The sequence below is a fragment of the Yinghuangia sp. YIM S09857 genome (assembly GCF_051388915.1).
Classification (GTDB): Bacteria; Actinomycetota; Actinomycetes; order Streptomycetales; family Streptomycetaceae; genus Yinghuangia.
In genome coordinates, this window is the sequence record NZ_JBPKBH010000010.1 from 49115 (window position 1) to 65668 (window position 16554).

Annotated in this window: 13 protein-coding genes; 8 read left to right on the forward strand and 5 right to left on the reverse strand. The window is 73.1% G+C overall.

The genetic code is table 11. The annotated features are described in order from the left end of the window. Window positions 1-185 precede the first annotated feature (185 nt). Both ACRX5S_RS21965 and ACRX5S_RS21970 read right to left on the reverse strand, forming a co-directional pair. A complete protein-coding gene (locus ACRX5S_RS21965; protein WP_436774736.1) occupies window positions 186-1220 on the reverse strand; it encodes a SecDF P1 head subdomain-containing protein in 1035 nt (344 codons plus the stop codon). Window positions 1221-1499: 279 nt separating this feature from the next. Next, the gene (locus ACRX5S_RS21970; RefSeq protein WP_436774737.1) at window positions 1500-2933 is read right to left on the reverse strand and encodes an aldehyde dehydrogenase; all 1434 of its coding nucleotides are present in this window, start codon (window positions 2931-2933) and stop codon (window positions 1500-1502) included. 159 nt (window positions 2934-3092) lie between these two features. On the opposite strand from ACRX5S_RS21970, the gene ACRX5S_RS21975 reads away from it, so the two are divergent. Next, the gene (locus tag ACRX5S_RS21975; protein ID WP_436774738.1) at window positions 3093-4706 is read left to right on the forward strand and encodes an acyl-CoA synthetase; all 1614 of its coding nucleotides are present in this window, start codon (window positions 3093-3095) and stop codon (window positions 4704-4706) included. A 200-nt stretch (window positions 4707-4906) separates the two neighbouring features. Here the strand turns inward: ACRX5S_RS21975 and ACRX5S_RS21980 are convergent, their stop codons facing one another. Both ACRX5S_RS21980 and ACRX5S_RS21985 read right to left on the reverse strand, forming a co-directional pair. Beyond that, window positions 4907-6190 carry a DUF445 domain-containing protein gene (locus ACRX5S_RS21980; RefSeq protein ID WP_436774739.1) on the reverse strand — a complete coding sequence of 428 codons (1284 nt, stop codon included), beginning with the start codon at window positions 6188-6190 and terminating at the stop codon, window positions 4907-4909. A 58-nt stretch (window positions 6191-6248) separates the two neighbouring features. After that, the gene (locus ACRX5S_RS21985) at window positions 6249-7211 is read right to left on the reverse strand and encodes a glutamate ABC transporter substrate-binding protein (protein WP_436774740.1); all 963 of its coding nucleotides are present in this window, start codon (window positions 7209-7211) and stop codon (window positions 6249-6251) included. A gap of 287 nt (window positions 7212-7498) precedes the next feature. Here ACRX5S_RS21985 and ACRX5S_RS21990 point away from each other — a divergent pair, with 287 nt between their 5' ends. From ACRX5S_RS21990 to ACRX5S_RS22015, 6 genes are all read left to right on the forward strand, one after another. Next, complete coding sequence (locus ACRX5S_RS21990; protein ID WP_436774741.1) at window positions 7499-8380, forward strand: SAM-dependent methyltransferase; 882 nt, start codon at window positions 7499-7501, stop codon at window positions 8378-8380. Continuing rightward, window positions 8377-9243, forward strand: a complete 867-nt coding sequence (locus tag ACRX5S_RS21995) for an SAM-dependent methyltransferase (RefSeq protein WP_436774742.1) — start codon at window positions 8377-8379, stop codon at window positions 9241-9243. Before ACRX5S_RS21990 ends, ACRX5S_RS21995 begins: the two co-directional genes overlap by 4 nt. A 70-nt stretch (window positions 9244-9313) precedes the next feature. Then, window positions 9314-10477: a CaiB/BaiF CoA transferase family protein gene (locus ACRX5S_RS22000; protein WP_436774743.1), complete on the forward strand. Its 1164-nt coding sequence runs from the start codon at window positions 9314-9316 to the stop codon at window positions 10475-10477. A 346-nt stretch (window positions 10478-10823) separates the two neighbouring features. Continuing rightward, the gene (locus ACRX5S_RS22005) at window positions 10824-11093 is read left to right on the forward strand and encodes a hypothetical protein (protein WP_436774744.1); all 270 of its coding nucleotides are present in this window, start codon (window positions 10824-10826) and stop codon (window positions 11091-11093) included. Window positions 11094-11176: 83 nt separating this feature from the next. After that, window positions 11177-11740 (forward strand): UGSC family (seleno)protein, encoded by a 564-nt coding sequence (locus tag ACRX5S_RS22010; protein WP_436774745.1) that lies wholly within the window; start codon window positions 11177-11179, stop codon window positions 11738-11740. Beyond that, on the forward strand, window positions 11737-12909 hold the full coding sequence (locus tag ACRX5S_RS22015) for a hypothetical protein (RefSeq protein ID WP_436774746.1): 1173 nt from the start codon (window positions 11737-11739) through the stop codon (window positions 12907-12909). Before ACRX5S_RS22010 ends, ACRX5S_RS22015 begins: the two co-directional genes overlap by 4 nt. A gap of 189 nt (window positions 12910-13098) precedes the next feature. Here the strand turns inward: ACRX5S_RS22015 and ACRX5S_RS22020 are convergent, their stop codons facing one another. Continuing rightward, a complete protein-coding gene (locus ACRX5S_RS22020) occupies window positions 13099-15099 on the reverse strand; it encodes a protein kinase domain-containing protein (protein ID WP_436774747.1) in 2001 nt (666 codons plus the stop codon). A 476-nt stretch (window positions 15100-15575) separates the two neighbouring features. On the opposite strand from ACRX5S_RS22020, the gene pucL reads away from it, so the two are divergent. Next, complete coding sequence (pucL, locus tag ACRX5S_RS22025; RefSeq protein WP_436774748.1) at window positions 15576-16454, forward strand: factor-independent urate hydroxylase; 879 nt, start codon at window positions 15576-15578, stop codon at window positions 16452-16454. Window positions 16455-16554: the final 100 nt, after the last annotated feature.

Genomic DNA, 16554 nt, shown 5'->3' on the forward strand with positions numbered 1-16554 from the left:
TGCATGTGCATGTTCCGACACGGCTGAATCGCGCAGGGCTTCCGGTGCGCCGGTCGGAGCGGTCGTCGGAGCGGTCGTCGGAGCGGGGTGCGCGGGGAATTCCGGCAGCCCTGATCCCGCCCCGGCGGGTGTCTGCGCTCGGTGTGGAGAGCAGGCAGCCCGCGGGACGGGGTCCAGGTGCGGGCTCAGCGGGACGACGTCGACTCGACCGTCAGCGGCACCGGCAGCACGCCCGCCTTGAGGGACGCGGCCAGGCGCTTGGCCTCCGGCGGGGTGAAGTCGCCGGTGATCACCGCGTTGCCGCCGGGGAGCGCCGTGGCCACGGTCGGTGCGACGACCACGCGCCCGTCCACGACGGCGGCGAAGCGGTTGGTCGGGTACGTGCCGTTCGCCAGGTCACCGGTGACTCGGGCGAACTTGTCGGTCCCGGCCGCGCCGAATTCGAGCAGGATCTCCCAGCTCGTGACGCCCGGGTTGCTCGGCGCCTGCGCCTTGACCGTGGTGAGGTCGGTGCCGACGATCACCGCGGGACCGAGCAGCAGGCGCTCGGTCAGGCCGTCCTCGGCCTCCTTCGAGCACGCCGAAAGCGGCTCGGCCGGGTCGGCCTGGGCCGAGGTCGCCGCGGCGGACTGCGCGGTGGCCGGGTCGGCGCAGTCGAGTGCGGAGAACGCGGCGGTCATCTCGGGCGTCACGCCGAACGGCGCGAGGTCGGCCCCGCCGACGATCGCGGTGCCAGGAGTGCCAGAAGCGCCGGGAGCCCCGGAAGCGTCCCCGGGGGTGCCCGTGCCGACCGGCGGCCCCGACGCCGCCGGGGCCGTCGGCGCGCCCGAAGGTCCGCCCGACGGACCCCCGGCCACCTGCTCCCCGGCCAGCACGACGCGGAACTCCAGCCGCCCCGACTCGCCGATACCGTCCAGGAGTTCGCGGTAGCGGTCCGGCGCCGAGACGACGATCCGGTCGCCGTCGATGCGTACGCTCTCGTCCTCGACACCCGCGAACTCCAGGCGTTTCCGCAGGATTTCCCGGGCCTGTTCGAGCGTGTCGGGTCCGGCGGGCTGGGTCGGGCGCAGCACCACGGTCACGCGGCCGTCGCCTCCGTCCGGAGTGTCCCCGTCGTCCGACCCGCAGGCGGCGACACCCGCGAGCGCGAAGACGACGGCGAGCGGGACGGCGGCAAGTCGCGTGCGACGCCGTGCGCTGTGGCGTTGGTTTGTCGTCATCGGATCATGATGTCAGCGCGGGCCGCCCGCGAAGCGGCCGTAGGCGCATCGCGCCGCGAAGCCGACGCGCCCGTCCCCGAGATCCGCGCCGCGCGCACTGGTCACCAAACAGTCCGGAAACGCGGTGGCCCGGGATCCCAACGAGCCTCGGGCCGGCCGGAAGGTGACTGTGCATCAGCGGCGACGGCCCCCGCCGACAACCGTGCACACGGCGGCCCGGGGCCCAAAGAGCCCCGGGCCACCGAGAGTTGACTACGCGTCAGTGTCCGCCCGTTCCGACTACGGCAGCACGACCGTCTTCAGCTCGACCAGCGCGTCCAGGCCCTCCGGGCCCAGCTCGCGGCCCAGGCCGGACTGCTTGTAGCCGCCGAACGGCGCCCCGAAGTCCATCGCCACCCACGAGTTGACGCTGACCGTGCCGGTCTCCATGCGCCGCGAGACCTCGGTGGCCGCCTCGACGTCGGTGCCCCACACGCCGCCGGACAGGCCGTACGGCGAGTCGTTGGCGATGGCGACCGCGTCGTCGATGTCGTCATACGCGATGACCGCGAGCACCGGGCCGAAGATCTCCTCCTGCGCGATCGTCATGTCGTTCGTGACGTCCGCGAAGACCGTCGGCTCGACGAACCAGCCCTTGTCCAGGCCCTCCGGACGGCCGCCGCCGACGACCACGCGGGCGCCCTCGGCCTTGCCCTTCTCGATGTAGCCCAGCACCCGGTCGCGCTGCCGCTCGGAGACCAGCGGGCCGATCGTGAGGCCCTTCTCCAGCGCGTCGCCGACCGTCATCGCCGAGACGTGCTCGGCGAGCTTGGCGACGACCTCGTCGTACCGCGAACGCGGCGCGAGCACGCGGGTCTGCGCGACGCACGCCTGGCCGTTGTTGTTGAACGAGCCGGGCAGCAGGCCGGGGACGGCCACGTCGAGGTCGGCGTCCTCCATGAGGATGCACGCCGACTTGCCGCCCAGCTCCAGGGTGAGCGGGCGCAGGCGCTCGCCGCACAGCGCGCCGATGCGGCGGCCCGCGGCGGTGGAGCCGGTGAACGAGACCTTGTCGACGTCCGGGTGCACGACCAGCTTCTCGCTGACCTCGCGGTCGGCGACGACGATGTTCAGCACGCCGGCCGGGACGCCCGCCTCGATGGCGACCTCGGCGAGCATGTACGCGTCGAGCGCGGTCTCCGGCGACGGCTTCAGCACCACTGTGCAGCCCGCGGCCAGCGCCGGGGCGAGCTTGAGGACGGTCACGAAGAGCGGGACGTTCCACGGCACGATCGCCGCGACGACGCCGACCGGCTCGCGGCGCACCAGCGTCTTGAAGATCGCGCCCTGGCGCTGCTCCTCGAACGGGTACTCGCGCACGAGCTTGGCGTAGTAGTCCAGCACCATCGTGGAGCTGAACACCTGGACGCCGACCGAGTTGTCGATCGGACAGCCGGTCTCCTGCGCGATGACCTCGGCGAACTCCTGGAGGCGGCCCATGATCCCGGCGGACAGCGCGGCGATGACGTCGCCGCGCTCGTCCGGCGTCGACGCGGCCCACGGGCCCTCGAACGCCTTGCGCGCGGCGGCCACCGCGCGGTTCACGTCTTCCTCCGTGCCGGCCGGGACGCGGCCGATCACTTCCTCCGTCGAGGCGTTGTGCACGTCGAACGTGTCGGTGCCGGTGGGCTCGACCCACTCGCCGCCGATGAAGACCTTGTCGTGAACGCGCATCCCGAAACTCCTGTGATCCCCTGTGTGCCCGGACCTCGTCGGCCGTGCCGACCTCCAGCCTCAGGCTATGTTTTTGACCTTGTCAAGGGTATGTTTCTGAAACCTGTTGCAGTCACGTGTCAGTCCGCTCCCGTCCTCAGTCCTCGCGTGGGGAGTCCCATGAGCACCAGCCCGACGTTCAACCTCGCCGACCTGTTCGAGGCCGTGGTCGACGCCGTGCCCGAGCGCCCCGCGCTCATCGCCGGCGACGTCCGCCTGACCTACCGGGAGCTCGACGAGCGCGCGAACCGGGTCGCCCACCACCTCATCGGCGCCGGGGTGCGGCCGGGCGAGTTCGTCGGGGTGCACGCGTGGAACCGGGCCGAGTGGATCGAGACGATGATCGGCGTGCACAAGGCGCGCGCGGTGCCGATCAACATCAACTACCGGTACGTCGAAGCCGAGCTCGACTACCTGTACGGCAACTCCGGTATGACCGCCCTCGTCGTCGAACGCGCCTTCGCCGACACCGTCGCCCGCCTCGCCCCCAAGTTCCCGGCGCTCCGGCACATCGTCGTCCTGGAGGACGGCACCGCCCCCGAGCACACCGTCCCCGGCGAGGTCCGCTACGAGGACGCCCTGGCCGCCGCGTCGGCCGGGCGCGGCTTCGACCGGCGCAGCGGCGACGACCTGTACGGCCTCTACACCGGCGGCACCACCGGCATGCCGAAGTGCGTGCTGTGGCGCAGCGAGGACATCTTCTTCGCGGCACTCCAGGCCGGCCGCGTCGGCAAGCCCGAGATCGCGACGCACGAGGAACTGGCCGCCGAGGTGGCGGCGGCCGCCGGCCACGTGATGATGGGCCTCGCGCCGATGATGCACGGCGGCGGGCAGTGGTCGATGTGGAACAGCTTCTACATGGGCAACACCTACCTGCTGTGGACCGGCCGCCGCTTCGATCCGGACGCGGTGATGGCGCTGGTCGAGAAGGAGAAGGTGCTCTCGCTCTCCGTCGTCGGCGACGGAATGGCCAGGCCGCTCGCGGACTGGTACGAGGAGAACAAGGGCAAGTACGACCTCTCCTCCCTCATGGCGGTCAGCAACGGCGGCGCCCCGATGAGCGCCCCGGTCCGCAACCAACTGGAGAAGGTCGCCGGGCTGTTCGTCATCGACAGCTTCGGCGCCTCGGAGACCGGCGCGGCGGCCCGTCAGGCCGGTGCCCCCGGCGGCGCGACGCGCTTCGCGTCGTCCAAGACCACCACGGTCCTGGACGACGACCTCAAGCCGGTCGAGCCGGGCTCCGGCACGGTCGGCCGGCTCGCCGTCAGCGGCCACATCCCGCTGGGCTACCACGGCGACGACGAGAAGACCCGCGCGACGTTCCTGGTGGACGGCGAGGGCCGCCGCTGGGTGCTCCCGGGCGACTTCGCGCTCATCGAGGCGGACGGCACCCTCACCCTGCTGGGCCGCGGCAGCGCCACCATCAACACCGGCGGCGAGAAGGTCTTCCCGGACGAGGTCGAAGCCGCCCTCAAGTCGCACCCGGACGTGTTCGACGCGGTTGTGGTCGGCGTCCCCGACGAGCGCTTCGGCCAGCGCGTCACGGCCCTGATCGTGCCGCGCGAGGGCACCGCCCCGACGTACGACGACCTCAACAGCCACGTACGCACACTCATCGCGGGCTACAAGGCCCCGAAGGAGATCCACGTCGTCGAGGCCATCGAGCGCACGGCGGCCGGCAAGGTCGACCTCCGCGCGGCGAAGGCCCGGGCCGAGGAACTCTCCAACGGCTGACCGCCGGGGAGGACCCCGCGCCTGTGGGTCGGGCGCCAGGCAGGGGTGAGCGGCGGAGCGGTGGGTCGGCGGCCGTGCCGAATCGGCCCGCCGACCGCACCTCCCGCCGGCCGACGCCGCCGCCCGCGAAGCGCGCGTTGAGCGGCCGCACAACGGCCCACTCGCCGGTGCGTTCCCGTCGCCGCGTCCGCCCGTCCCCGCTACCCGGCCAGGTCGGCCAGCGTGTGGATCAGCAGCCCCACCAGCGCCCCGACCACCGTGCCGTTGATGCGGATGAACTGGAGGTCCCTGCCCACGTGCAGTTCGATCTTGCGGGAGGTCTCCGCGGGGTCCCAGGCCCGGACGGTGTCGCTGATCAGGGCGGTGATCTCCGTCTGATAGGTCGTCACCACGTAGGCCGCGCCGTCGGCCAGCCAGGTGTCGACCTTCGCCCGCATGCGCGGGTCGTCCGTCAGCTTGGTGCCGAAGGCCCGGACCGCCTTGGCGCTCCGCGCGCGCAGTTCGCTGTCCGGGTCCTCGGTCGCCTCGACCAGCATCGTGCGGGCCGCGCTCCACACCGACGCGATCAGGTCCTGGATCTGCGGGTGCGCGAGCGTGCGGTCCCGCAGGCCCTCGATCTGCGCGATCATGCGCGGATCGTGCTGCATGTCGTCCGCGGTGTCGGCGAGGAACGCGTCGACCGCGGCCCGCGCCGGGTGGTTCCGGTCGTCGCGCACCGCCCCCGCGAACCGCACCAGTTCGCGGTGCACCTTGTTCGCCACCGTGCGGTCCAGGAAGCGCGGCGACCAGCCCGGCGACTCCTCGGACACCACCCGCAGCACGGCCTCGCGGTTGTCCACGAGCCAGGCGTGCGCCTTGTCCGTGACCAGGTCGATCAGCCCGTGGTGCCCGCCGTCCGCGACCACGCGGCCCAGCAGCGCGCCGACGGGCTGCGCGACCTGGCGGGCCGACACCCGCCGGGTGATCGCCTGCCCGAAGACGGTCTGGACGTCCTCGTCCCGCAGGATCGTGAGCGCCGCGCGGGCCAGCGCCGCCAGTTCCTCGGTCACCCGTTCGGCGTGGTGCTCGTCGGCCAGCCACACGCCGAAGCGCCGTGAGACGTCCATCTGGGCGAGCCTGTCCCGCACCACGGTGTCGGACAGGAAGTTGTCGCCGACGAACTCGCCGAGGCTGTCGCCGAGGGCGTCCTTGCGGGTCGGGATGATCGCGGTGTGCGGGATCGGCAGCCCCAGCGGGCGGCGGAACAGCGCCGTCACCGCGAACCAGTCGGCCATCGCGCCGACCATCCCGGCCTCGGCGGCGGCCTGCACGTACCCCGCCCAGGGCCCCGCGCCGCGCGACTCCAGCCACCGCGTCACCGCGAAGACGACGGTGGCGAGGACCAGGAAGCCCGCCGCGATCGCCTTCATGCGGCGCACGCCGCGCGCCTTCTCGCGCTCCGACGCCGTCGGCCCGGCGGCGGTGCGCGTCGCGAGATCGTCCATGGTGGTCATTCTCAGGTGCTGCCCGGTGCGGTACGCGGCAAGACAGGGCCGGGTCGGATCAATCCCGGTACCGGGTCTCGGGCGGCCCCGGCTCCGGGTTCGCCGAGTCGAACAGCGCCGTGGCCAGCCACCGGTCGTACAGCGCCTGCCAGCGGCCGTCCTCGATCATGTCGGCCAGCACCCGGTTGAGGAAGCGGACGAAGTCTTCCTGTCCCAGCGGTACGGCCATGCCGTGCGGCTCGTCGGTGAAGCGCGGGCCACGGACCTCGGTGTCCACGTCCTGCGCCTTGAGTCCGGCCAGGAGCGCGCCCGTGGTGGAGATCGCGTCCACCTCGCCCCGCTGGAGCGCCACGAGGCAGTCGGTCCAGTTGTCGACCGCGTAGGGCTGCGCGCCCTTGTCCCGCAGCGTCACGATCGACGTCGTCATGCGCGCCGTGCACACCCGTTTTCCGGCCAGGTGCGTGATCTCGTGGGCCGAGGAGTCGCGGGGCACCATGATGCGCTGCCCGTCGTCGTAGTAGTTGCCGCTGAACGACACCTGCTTCTTGCGGTCGCAGGTGATCGTCATCGTGTCGACGACGAGGTCGACCAGTCCGTCGCGCAGGACGGGGATGCGCTGCGCCTGGGTGATGACGAGGTACTCCACATGGCCCGGTTTGCCGAAGATGGCCAGGCCGATCGCCTCGGCCATGTCGATGTCGAAGCCGACGTTCTGCTTGGACACCCTGTCGAGGGACGCGAAGAACATCGTGTTCTGGTCGACGCCGACCCGCAGCTTTCCCTTGGCGTGGATGGCCGCCACGGTCGAACCGGGCGGCGCCTTCCCGGGTTCGGGGAGCCGCGCGAGCGGCGCCAGGCTCTCGCGCGGGTCGCACGACTTGTCCTCGGACGCCGCCGGGTAGTCGGCGCTCGTCGCGGGCCACGCGACCGGGACGAGGGACGGCGACGAGAGCACGACCGGGGCGACCTCGCGGTCTCCCGGGGCGCATGCCGCGACCAGCACGGCCAGTGGAACCAGCAAGGCGGCAAATCCCCGCCGTGTGCCCGTCGTTCGCATTGGACCCCGTCCCCGACACCGCGTTCCCGCCCCGATGGATCCCATAGTCCGCACGCGGCGCCGCACGGGCTACCCGCGGCGCCGATTCGAGGGGTTTCCCGCACGGCCGGCCCGTGGAATTACCGGACAGACCGCCGCAGTCCAGGCCGAAAGGCCGGCATCGGGGACAGGTTCGATCACCATCTCCGCAGGCCACCCGGTAGGCTCACGGGGACGTACGGCCCAGGACGTACGGGCGGGAGTGATAAGCCGTGACACAGCGGGAATCGGAGCCTTGGCGCCTGCCGCGAGGGGACGAGGTCGAGACCCACGTTCCCCAGGGCATCGACACTTCCACAGCCCATCCCGCGCGCATGTACGACTACTTCCTCGGCGGCAAGAACAACTTCGCCGCCGACCGCGCGGCCGCCGAACTCATCCTGGACGTCGCCCCCGAGGCTCGCACCGTGGTCCGTGCCGGCCGCGAGTTCCTGGCCCGTGCGGTGCGTTGCGCGGTGACCGAGCACGGCGTCACCCAGTTCCTCGACATCGGCACGGGAATCCCCGCGGAGGGGAACATCCACGAGGTGGCGCAGTCGGTGTGCCCCCAGGCGCGCGTCGCGTACGTCGACAACGACCCCATCGTGCTGGCCCACGGCCGCGCCCTGATCAGCGGCGACCCGCGCGGCCGCACCGCCTTCGTGCAGGCCGACCTCCGCGACACCGACAAGATCGTCGGCTCGCCCGAGGTGCGCGACGTCATCGACTTCGCCGAGCCCGTGGCCCTCGTCCTCGCGATGGTGCTGCATTTCGTGCGGGACGACGAGGACCCGGCCGGGATCGTCGCCCGACTGGGCGCCGCGCTCGCCCCCGGCAGCGTGCTGATCCTCAGTCATGTCACGTACAAGACCGAGGAGTTGAAGCGCATCGCCGAGGAGGTGTACGACCGCGCCAGCGCGCCGGTCGTGCCCCGCACCCGCGAGGAGATCGCCGGGCTGCTCGACGGGTTCGCCCCGGTCGCGCCCGGCCTGGTCCGCGTGTCGCAGTGGCGCCCCGAGCCGGGCGCGCCCGAGCAGACTCCGCAAGAGCTGGAGGACACCACGGTGTTCGGGGCCCTCGCGGTCAAGGACCCGGGACCGGGAGACGCGCCATGACGGCACAGGACCGCGACGACGCCGCCGCGTGGCGCCTCCCGCGCGGCGACGAGATCGAGACGTACGCCCCGCCCGGCATCGACACGTCCACACCGCACACCGCCCGGATGTACGACTACTTCCTCGGCGGTAAGACCAACTTCGCCGCCGACCGCGAGGCCGGCGACCGCATCATCGGCATCATGCCCGGCATCGTCGAGACGTCGCTCGCCAACCGGGCCTTCCTCGGCCGCGCGGTGCGCTACGTCGCGCGGCAGGGCATACGCCAGTTCCTCGACATCGGCACCGGCATCCCGACCGTCGGCAACACCCACGAGGTGGCGCAGGAGGTGCTGCCCGAGGCCCGCGTCGCGTACGTCGACAACGACCCCATAGTGCTGGCGCACGCCCGCGCGCTGATGTCGTCCGACGGCCGCGGCCGCACCACCTTCAGCCAGGGCGACCTGCGCGAGCCGGAGAAGATCCTCGCGTCGCCCGAGGTGCGCGACGTCATCGACTTCGACCGCCCGGTCTGCCTCAACCTTCTGGCGATCATGCACTTCATCGGGCCGGAGGACGACCCCGAGCGCATCATCGGGGTGCTGCGCGAGGCGATGGCGCCGGGCTCGTACATGATGATGACGCACGGCACCGGCGACTTCGTCGACGACGAGATGGGCGACGCGGCCGTCGAGGTCTACAAGAACGCCTCCGCGGGCGTCACCGGCCGCTCGCACGCCGAAGTGTCGGCCTTTTTCGAGGGCTTCGACCTGGTCGAGCCGGGGGTCGTACGCCTGGCGCTGTGGCGCCCGGACGACGACGGGCCCACCGACGAGGAGTTGAGGCTCATCCTGCACTACGGGGCCGTCGGCCGCCTGCGCTGAATCGGCGGGTGTCGCCGTGCACCGGGCAACTGAGTTCCGGGGCGGGACGGGAGCGAGCGGAGGGGCGCACGTGGCGGCAACGAACCCGGGAGCGCTCGCCGGACTGCGGGTGCTGGACCTGTCGACCCTGCTGGCGGCACCGCAGATCGCGGCGATCCTCGGCGACTTCGGCGCGGACGTCGTCAAGTGGGAGCCGCCGGGCGGGGATCCGCTACGGCGCATCGGCGCGCAGCGGGACGGGCGGTCGATGCTGTGGCCGTACATCAACCGGAACAAGCGGTCCGTGGTCCTGGACCTGGAGACTCCGGAGGGTGTCCGGGCGCTGCGCGGTGTGGCCGCGGGCGTCGACGTCCTCGTGGCGAACCACCCCGAGCCGGTGCTGCGCCGCTGGGGCGCGGACCGCGCGTCGCTGCGCGCGCTGAACCCGGATCTCGTGGTGGTGAGCGTCAGTTGCTACGGGACGGACGGGCCGTACCACGACCGCTTCGGCAACGGCTCGCTCGCCGAGGGCTTCGCGGGGCTCACCCACCTCACCGGCGCCGCCGACGGGCCGCCGATGCTGCCCTCGCTGCCGCTCGGCGACAGCCTCACCGCGCTCTCCGGCGTCATCGGGGTGCTGCTGGCCTGCCGCAACCGCGAGGTCCTGGGCGGCGGCGGGCAGCACGTCGACGTCAGCATGTACGAACCGGTGCTGGGCCTGCTCGGTCCCACGATCGCGGGGTGGGACGCCGGTACCGCCGCCCCCGCGCGCACCGGCAGCCGGGTGGCCGGCGGCGTGCCGCGCAACGTCTACCGCACTCGGGACGGCCACTGGGTGGTCGTCTCCGGCACCACCGACCGCCAGGTCGCCCGCGTCCTGGCGGTGATCGGCCGCGACACCGCGGAGGACCGCGAGCGGTTCGGCACGTCCCGCGCCCGCCTCGCGGCGGCGGACGAGCTCGACGCCCTGGTGGCTTCCTGGGTCGCCGGCCACGACCGCGCGGAGGTCGTGGCGGCGCTGGTCGCCGCGCGCATCCCGGTGGCCCCCGTCAACGACCTGGCGGCGCTGCTGGCCGACCCGCACATCGCCGCGCGGGGGAACGTCCGGCCGATCGCGACCGCGGACGCCGGGGAGATCCTGATGCCGGCACCGGCGCCACGATTGTCGGAAACCCCGGGCCGCATCGACGCGCCGGGGCCCGCGGTGGGCGAGCACACCGCCGAGGTGCTGGCCGAATTCGGGCTGACTCCGTAGCGGTCCGCACATGTTCTCGGACCCCGGCGGCGTCCGACTCGTGACGGCCGGCACGCGGTTTCGAACCGGGGCCGGAGCGTGGCCGGGGATGGGCGGGACGCACTGGCGGGGGAGCGACGGCGCGGCGTACCGTGCGCGTTACCGTGCGTATTGCCGCGCAATTTCGGTTCACCGGAAGTTCGCGGTCTGTGCCCGGATGGGTCGACGGGTCGTCAATTCCCGTGCTACGCATGGCTTGCGGACACGTGATCGACACGTGATCGGTCCGCGGCGGCCGGAGGGCCGGGCACGAACCGGGGTGCGGAGCGGCGCGTCGGAACGGCGACAGGGCAGCACCGGAGGAGCGATGGACCAGGGCACCGTCACCGCCGCCGTCGAGGAGCTTCGCCGGCCCCTTCGCGCCGACGGCGCCGACCTCGTCCTGATCCGCGCCGACCCCCGCACCGCACTCGTCGAACTCCGCCTGGAACTGGACGGCGTGGGCTGCGCCGACTGCATCCTGCCGCCCGACCGGCTGGCCGAGGTCGTGGCCGACGTCCTGCGCCGCGGTATCGAGGAGGAGTTCGAGCTCGTGCTCCACGACCCCCGGCGCACGCCGGACACGGCCGGAACCTGAGTGGGGAGCTCAGAACCGGCCGGGCACTCCCGAGGCGGCCTCCGTCCCGACCGCCTCTCTGCCGAACCCTCCGAGGGGGAACCATGGCAATCATCCCGTCGCCGCGCCCGAAACTGCGCGTGCGCCTGCCCGTCGCCCGGCCGCCCTCCGACGTGGGCGCGCCGTCCTTCACCGTCGACGGACCGCTGCGCGGCCGGACCGTGGGTCTGCGCCACGAGGGCTCGTGGCGCTCGTGGATCACCATCGTCGAGGAGTGGCAGCGCTACCTGCGCGACGACGGCGCCCGGCCGTCGGTGCTGCTCGCCAAGGGCCGCGTCGGCGACGAGGGCGAGCGCACCCGCAAGGACGTGGCGGCCTGGGCCGAGAGCGTCGACTGCGGCGTGTCCGGCCTCGGCACCTGCGGATCGTGTACGTCCAACAGCGTGAGCGATGCCGTGGCGTTGGAACGTCTGCGCAGGCCCGCGGTCGCCGCGGTGTGCAGCGAATTCGAGACCCACGCCCGGAACATGGCGTCGTTCCTGGGCCATCCGAGCCTGAAGATCCTGGTCCTGCCGTACCCGCTGGAGGCCCGGCCGACGGACGAACTGCGCGGCATAGCCGCCGAGTACTACCCGAAGTTCGTGGAACTGCTGGGAGCGACAAGGTGAACGCGAAGAACGACCGCAAACCGGGCAAGCACAAGGGCTCAGGCAAGGACAAGTCCAAGGCCAAGGGAAAGGACAAGGCCGCGGCGGCCGGCCGCGGCGGCGCGGGGCCGGGCGTCCACGAGCTGACCGCCGAGGTCCTGGAGGTGGACGACGACGGCGGGCACGCGCTCTACGAGGCCTCCATGGAAGGGGGCTGGGGCGACGGCCTGCCGGTGCTCGCCGCCACCGACGAGCGGGTGCGGGCGCTGCTCGCCGCGACGCCGTACCCCGGCGACCACGTACTCGGCGCACTGCCCCCGAGGTTCGGCCTGGCGAGCGTCGAACTGGTGGCGGTCAACGCGGCGTTGGCCGGGGTCGAGCCGCGGGCGTTCCCGTACGTGCTGGCCGCCCTGGAAGCCGTGCTCGTGCCGGAGTGGAACGCCGTGGCCCTGACCACGACGACGTCGAGCGTGTGCCCGATGGTCATCGTCAACGGACCCGCGCGCGACGACCTGCGCATCGACTACCGGGCGGGCTGCCTCGGCGGGGCGGCCGGGCGCGGATCCATGACGATCGGCCGTGCCGTGGCCCTGTGCCTGCGGAACATCGGTGGTCAGCGGGCGGGCGTGACATCGCGCACGGTCTTCGGGCAACCGGCCCGAACGGGGCTGTGCTTCGGGGAGTGGGAGGAGCGTTCGCCGTGGCCGTCGCTGGCGGCCCGGCGCGGACTGTCACCCGACGCCGAGGCGGTCACGGTGCACGGCGGCAAGGGCGTGTTCCCGTTCGCCGACGTGAACAACGACGACCCGCGCGACCTCGCGTACGCCGTCGCGAAGACCGTGGCCTTCCCGCTCAACAACTGGTTCCTCGAACTGACCGGCAGCAGCGGGCAGATCGTGCTGCTCCTGAACCCTATGTGGGCCCGCCGCCTCGGCGCGGCGTTCCCGGACGCCGAGGACTTCCAGACGTACGTGTGGGAGCACGCCTGGCAGCCGGTGGACGCCTTCCGCCCCGCGAACGCCGAGATTCTCGCGGCCAAGGACCGCGTGGACGACAAGGGCCGGGTCGCCCTGGCCGAACGGCCGGACCAGTTCGTGCCGGTGGTGTGCGGGGGGCTGGGCGGGCTGCACGGGGTCGCGCTGACGACGTTCGTGCAGAGCGAAATGCAGAGCGCGGCGGTGCTGCGGTGAGCCCTCGCGGTGATCTGTGGTGGTGATCTGTCGCGGTGGTTTTGTCGCAGTGGTTTGTCGCGGTGAGCCGTCGCGGTGTCTGCCTGGGTGACCTGGCCCGATGATCTGTCTCGGCGTCAGAGGACGCGCGGGCGACCGGAGTCGGCGCGCCCCGCCCGCGAACACCGGTGCGGGCGGGGCGTTCTCGCGTCAGGCCGACTGCTCGGTCTTGCGCCGGCGGGCAACCGCCAGGGCCAGCACGACGATTCCGGCGAGGCCGAACACCAGGGAGACGCCCGGCAGGACGAGGCCCATCACGGGGTTCTGGAGGTCGCGCCACTCGCTGTCGAGCAGCCGGTAGACCGCCAGCCCGGCGGAGGTCAGGCCGACGAGGACGATGACGGCGTACCAGACGGCGTTGCTCGCCTCCCGCTTCGGCCGCGCGGGTGCCTGGGCGGCGGCCGCCTGGCCCGGCGCCGCCTGCGGGTACGCGGCCTGCGGGTACTCGGCGGGCGGCAGCGGGCGGGCGGCGAGCTCGGTCGGCGCGGAGGCTGCCGACGCGGCCGCGGATGCGGCGGGGGCGGTGGGAGAGTGCGCGGGCCGGGCCTCGGGCGAGGAGCCGGGTGCGGCGGCCGGGCTCCAGCGCGGTCCCGCGTCCGAGCGTTGGGCGGGGACCGCCGGGGCGGGCGGCGCCGCGGCGGCCGACGCCGCAGCCGCCGCGGGCCGGGCCTCGGCTCCGGATGCCGGGGGCTTCACCAGCCGGGGTTGGTCGAGCGGCCGGTCCGCGAGGACGGTGGCCGCCGCGGACGCCTCCGCCGCACGGGCCGCGGCGTTCTCGCGTGGCACCTCCACGGTGGCCTCGCCGTCCGGGCCGTCCGCCTCGTCCGGTTGCGCGGGAGCGGGCCGCCGGGCCAGGACGGTCGGTTCGGCGGCCGCCGGGCCGGAGGCGGGTTTCGGTGCCTCGACCGTCGTGGCGTCGGCACCCTCGACGGCTGCCGCCGCTGCGGCGACTTCGGGGCGCTTCGGGGCCTCGACGGTGGCCTTCGCCGCAGCTTCCGCATCCGAACCCGCGTTCCCCGCCGCGCCCTTCCCGCTCTTGCGGACCTGGACCGTGGGAGCGGCCGGAGGCGCGGCCTGCTTGGGGACACCCGCGGACGGCGCCGAACCGGCCACCGCCACCGGCGCCGTGTCGTTCTCGGGCGGTGCCGCGGCCGCAGCGTCGGCGGCGGCGTCGCGCTCGGGTGTCTTCACGGTCGCCGCACTCGCGGCCTTCCGCGCCTCGGCGTCCGACGCGCCTGCCTTCGAGGAAGTCGCGGAGCCCGCGGAAGCCGCCGACTTCGCCGCCTTGGCCGCCGTGGTCTTGCGCGGGGGCTTCGGCAGCGGGGTGTGTGCCGCGGTGGTCACCGCGTCGCGCAGCGGTTCCGGCAGCCAGGCGATGCCGGTGGCGTCCGCGCCGTCGAACAGCTCCACCAACTCGGCGGCGGAGGGCCGCGCGTCCGGGCGGCGGGCGAGGCAGCGGGCCAGCACGGCCGCCAAGTCCTCGGGCAGGTCCGCGAGATCGGGGTTCGTGCGCAGCACCTTCTGCGCCAACTCGGTGGACGTGCCCTTGCCATACGGGTGTACGCCCGCCGCGTTGCACAACAGCCCGGCCAGCGCGAACACGTCCGTGGCCGCGGAGACCGCACCGCCGGTCGCCTGTTCCGGTGCCGGGAACACACGCTCCGCGTCCGCCCCGAGGAGCGCGGGCAGGCCCAAGTCGGTGATCTGCGGGCCGTCCTGAGTGAGCATCACCGTGCCGGTGCCGAGGCCTTGGTGCACCACCTTGGCCTGGTGCACAGCGACGAGCGCTCGGGCGAGGGCGGTGCCCAGCGAGCGTATGGACTCCTCCGGCAGCGCGCCGTGTTCGCGCAGCGCGGCGTCCAGCGGCAGCCCGGGGGCGTACTCGGTCACCAGCCAGTTCGCCTCGGCGTCCGCCTCCAGGACGTGCGCCAGGTGCAGGCCGTCGACTTCGCGCACCGCGGATACGGTGCGGCGGAACCGCTCCACGAACTTGGGATCCGAGGCCAGGTCCGGCCGCACCAGGCGGACCGCGACCGTACCGCCGTCCTTGGCCTTGCCGAGGAACACGGCTCCGAGCCGCCCCTGGACCAGTCGCGCGGACAGGCGGTACCGGCCCACCACCCCCGGGTCGCCCGGCTTCAGCGCTTCCATTGCCCGCCCGCCCTTCGTACTCGCCGACAGACCGTCCGAGTGACCCCGCCACGTGCTGCGGGCGCTGCGGAACGCACGCGAACGCGCAGGTGGGGTCCGTGATTGAGCGGCAGCCTATCGTCGCCGCCAACCCCCGGCCGAGGCTGCGGCAAAGGAGGAGCCCACCTGTTCCCAGCCTGTGACGCACCCCGCCGCCCGGGATATCCCGGACCGTCCGACATGCCCGCCGCGTCGCCCGACCGGAGGCTTAGCACCCGCCTTGCCCCGCCATCCGACCACCGCTCCCTCTCCGTCCGATCCCCACCTTCCGGCGGCCGTTCCGGCGGGTCGCGCGTGCCTGGGGCGAGAGGAGACGCCGAGCCGATCCACCGCCCCCTCTCCGCCCGATCCCCACCTTCCGGCGACCGTTCCGGCGGGTCGGCTTCGCCGGGGCCCTTGGCGGGGCATGATCCGGAGGACACGAGGAGGTGGTCCGCATGGGCATCGTGCTGGGGCCGAACCGGTACGGCAAGGCGGAGGTGCGGCTCGTCCGCGTGGTGCGCGAGGATGCCGTGCACCACGAGATCACCGACCTCAACGTGTCCATCGCCCTGTCCGGCGACCTCGCCGCGACCCACCTCGCCGGCGACAACGCGAACGTCCTGCCGACCGACACGATGCGCGGCCTCGCCTACTCCTTCGCTCGTGACCAACCCGTCGGAGAGATCGAGGAGTTCGCGCTGCGGCTGGCCCGCCACCTGGTCGACGCGTACGACCCGGTGGACACCGCGCGGGTGCGCGTCCATGCGTACCCCTGGGAGCGCATTGCCGCCGCCGACGGCCCGCACCCGCACGCGTGGTCGCGCGGTGCCGGGACGCGCTACGTGGGGGTGGTGTGCGGCCCGGGCGGCACGCAGGTCGTGTCCGGCCTGGAGGACGTCACCGTCCTGAAGTCCACCGGATCGGAGTTCCACGGGTTCCTCACCGACCGGTACACCACCCTCCGGCCGACCGACGACCGCATCCTGGCCACCTCCGTCCGCGCGCGGTGGCGACACACGGGCGACGGCGGGGACTGGGGCCCGTCGTTCGAACGCGCCCGCGCGACACTGCTACGGGTGTTCGCCGACACCCACAGCCTCTCGCTCCAGCAGACCCTGTACGCGATGGGCGAGGCGGTGCTGGCCGAACAGGAGGGCCTGGCCGAGGCCCGGTTCGCACTGCCGAACAAGCACCACTTCCTGGTCGACCTGGAGCCGTACGGCCAGGACAACCCGGGCGTGGTGTACCACGCGGCGGACCGACCGTACGGCCTCATCGAGGGGAGCGTGCTGCGCGAGGACGCCCCGCCGGCACTGCTCGAACTCCCCTGGTAGCGGGCTCCGCCTGACGGCCCGTCACGCCGCACGACGTCCGCGGTCCGGCGAAACAGACCGCGGCGGCCCGCCGACAATGTGCCGAACGGGCCGCCACGGT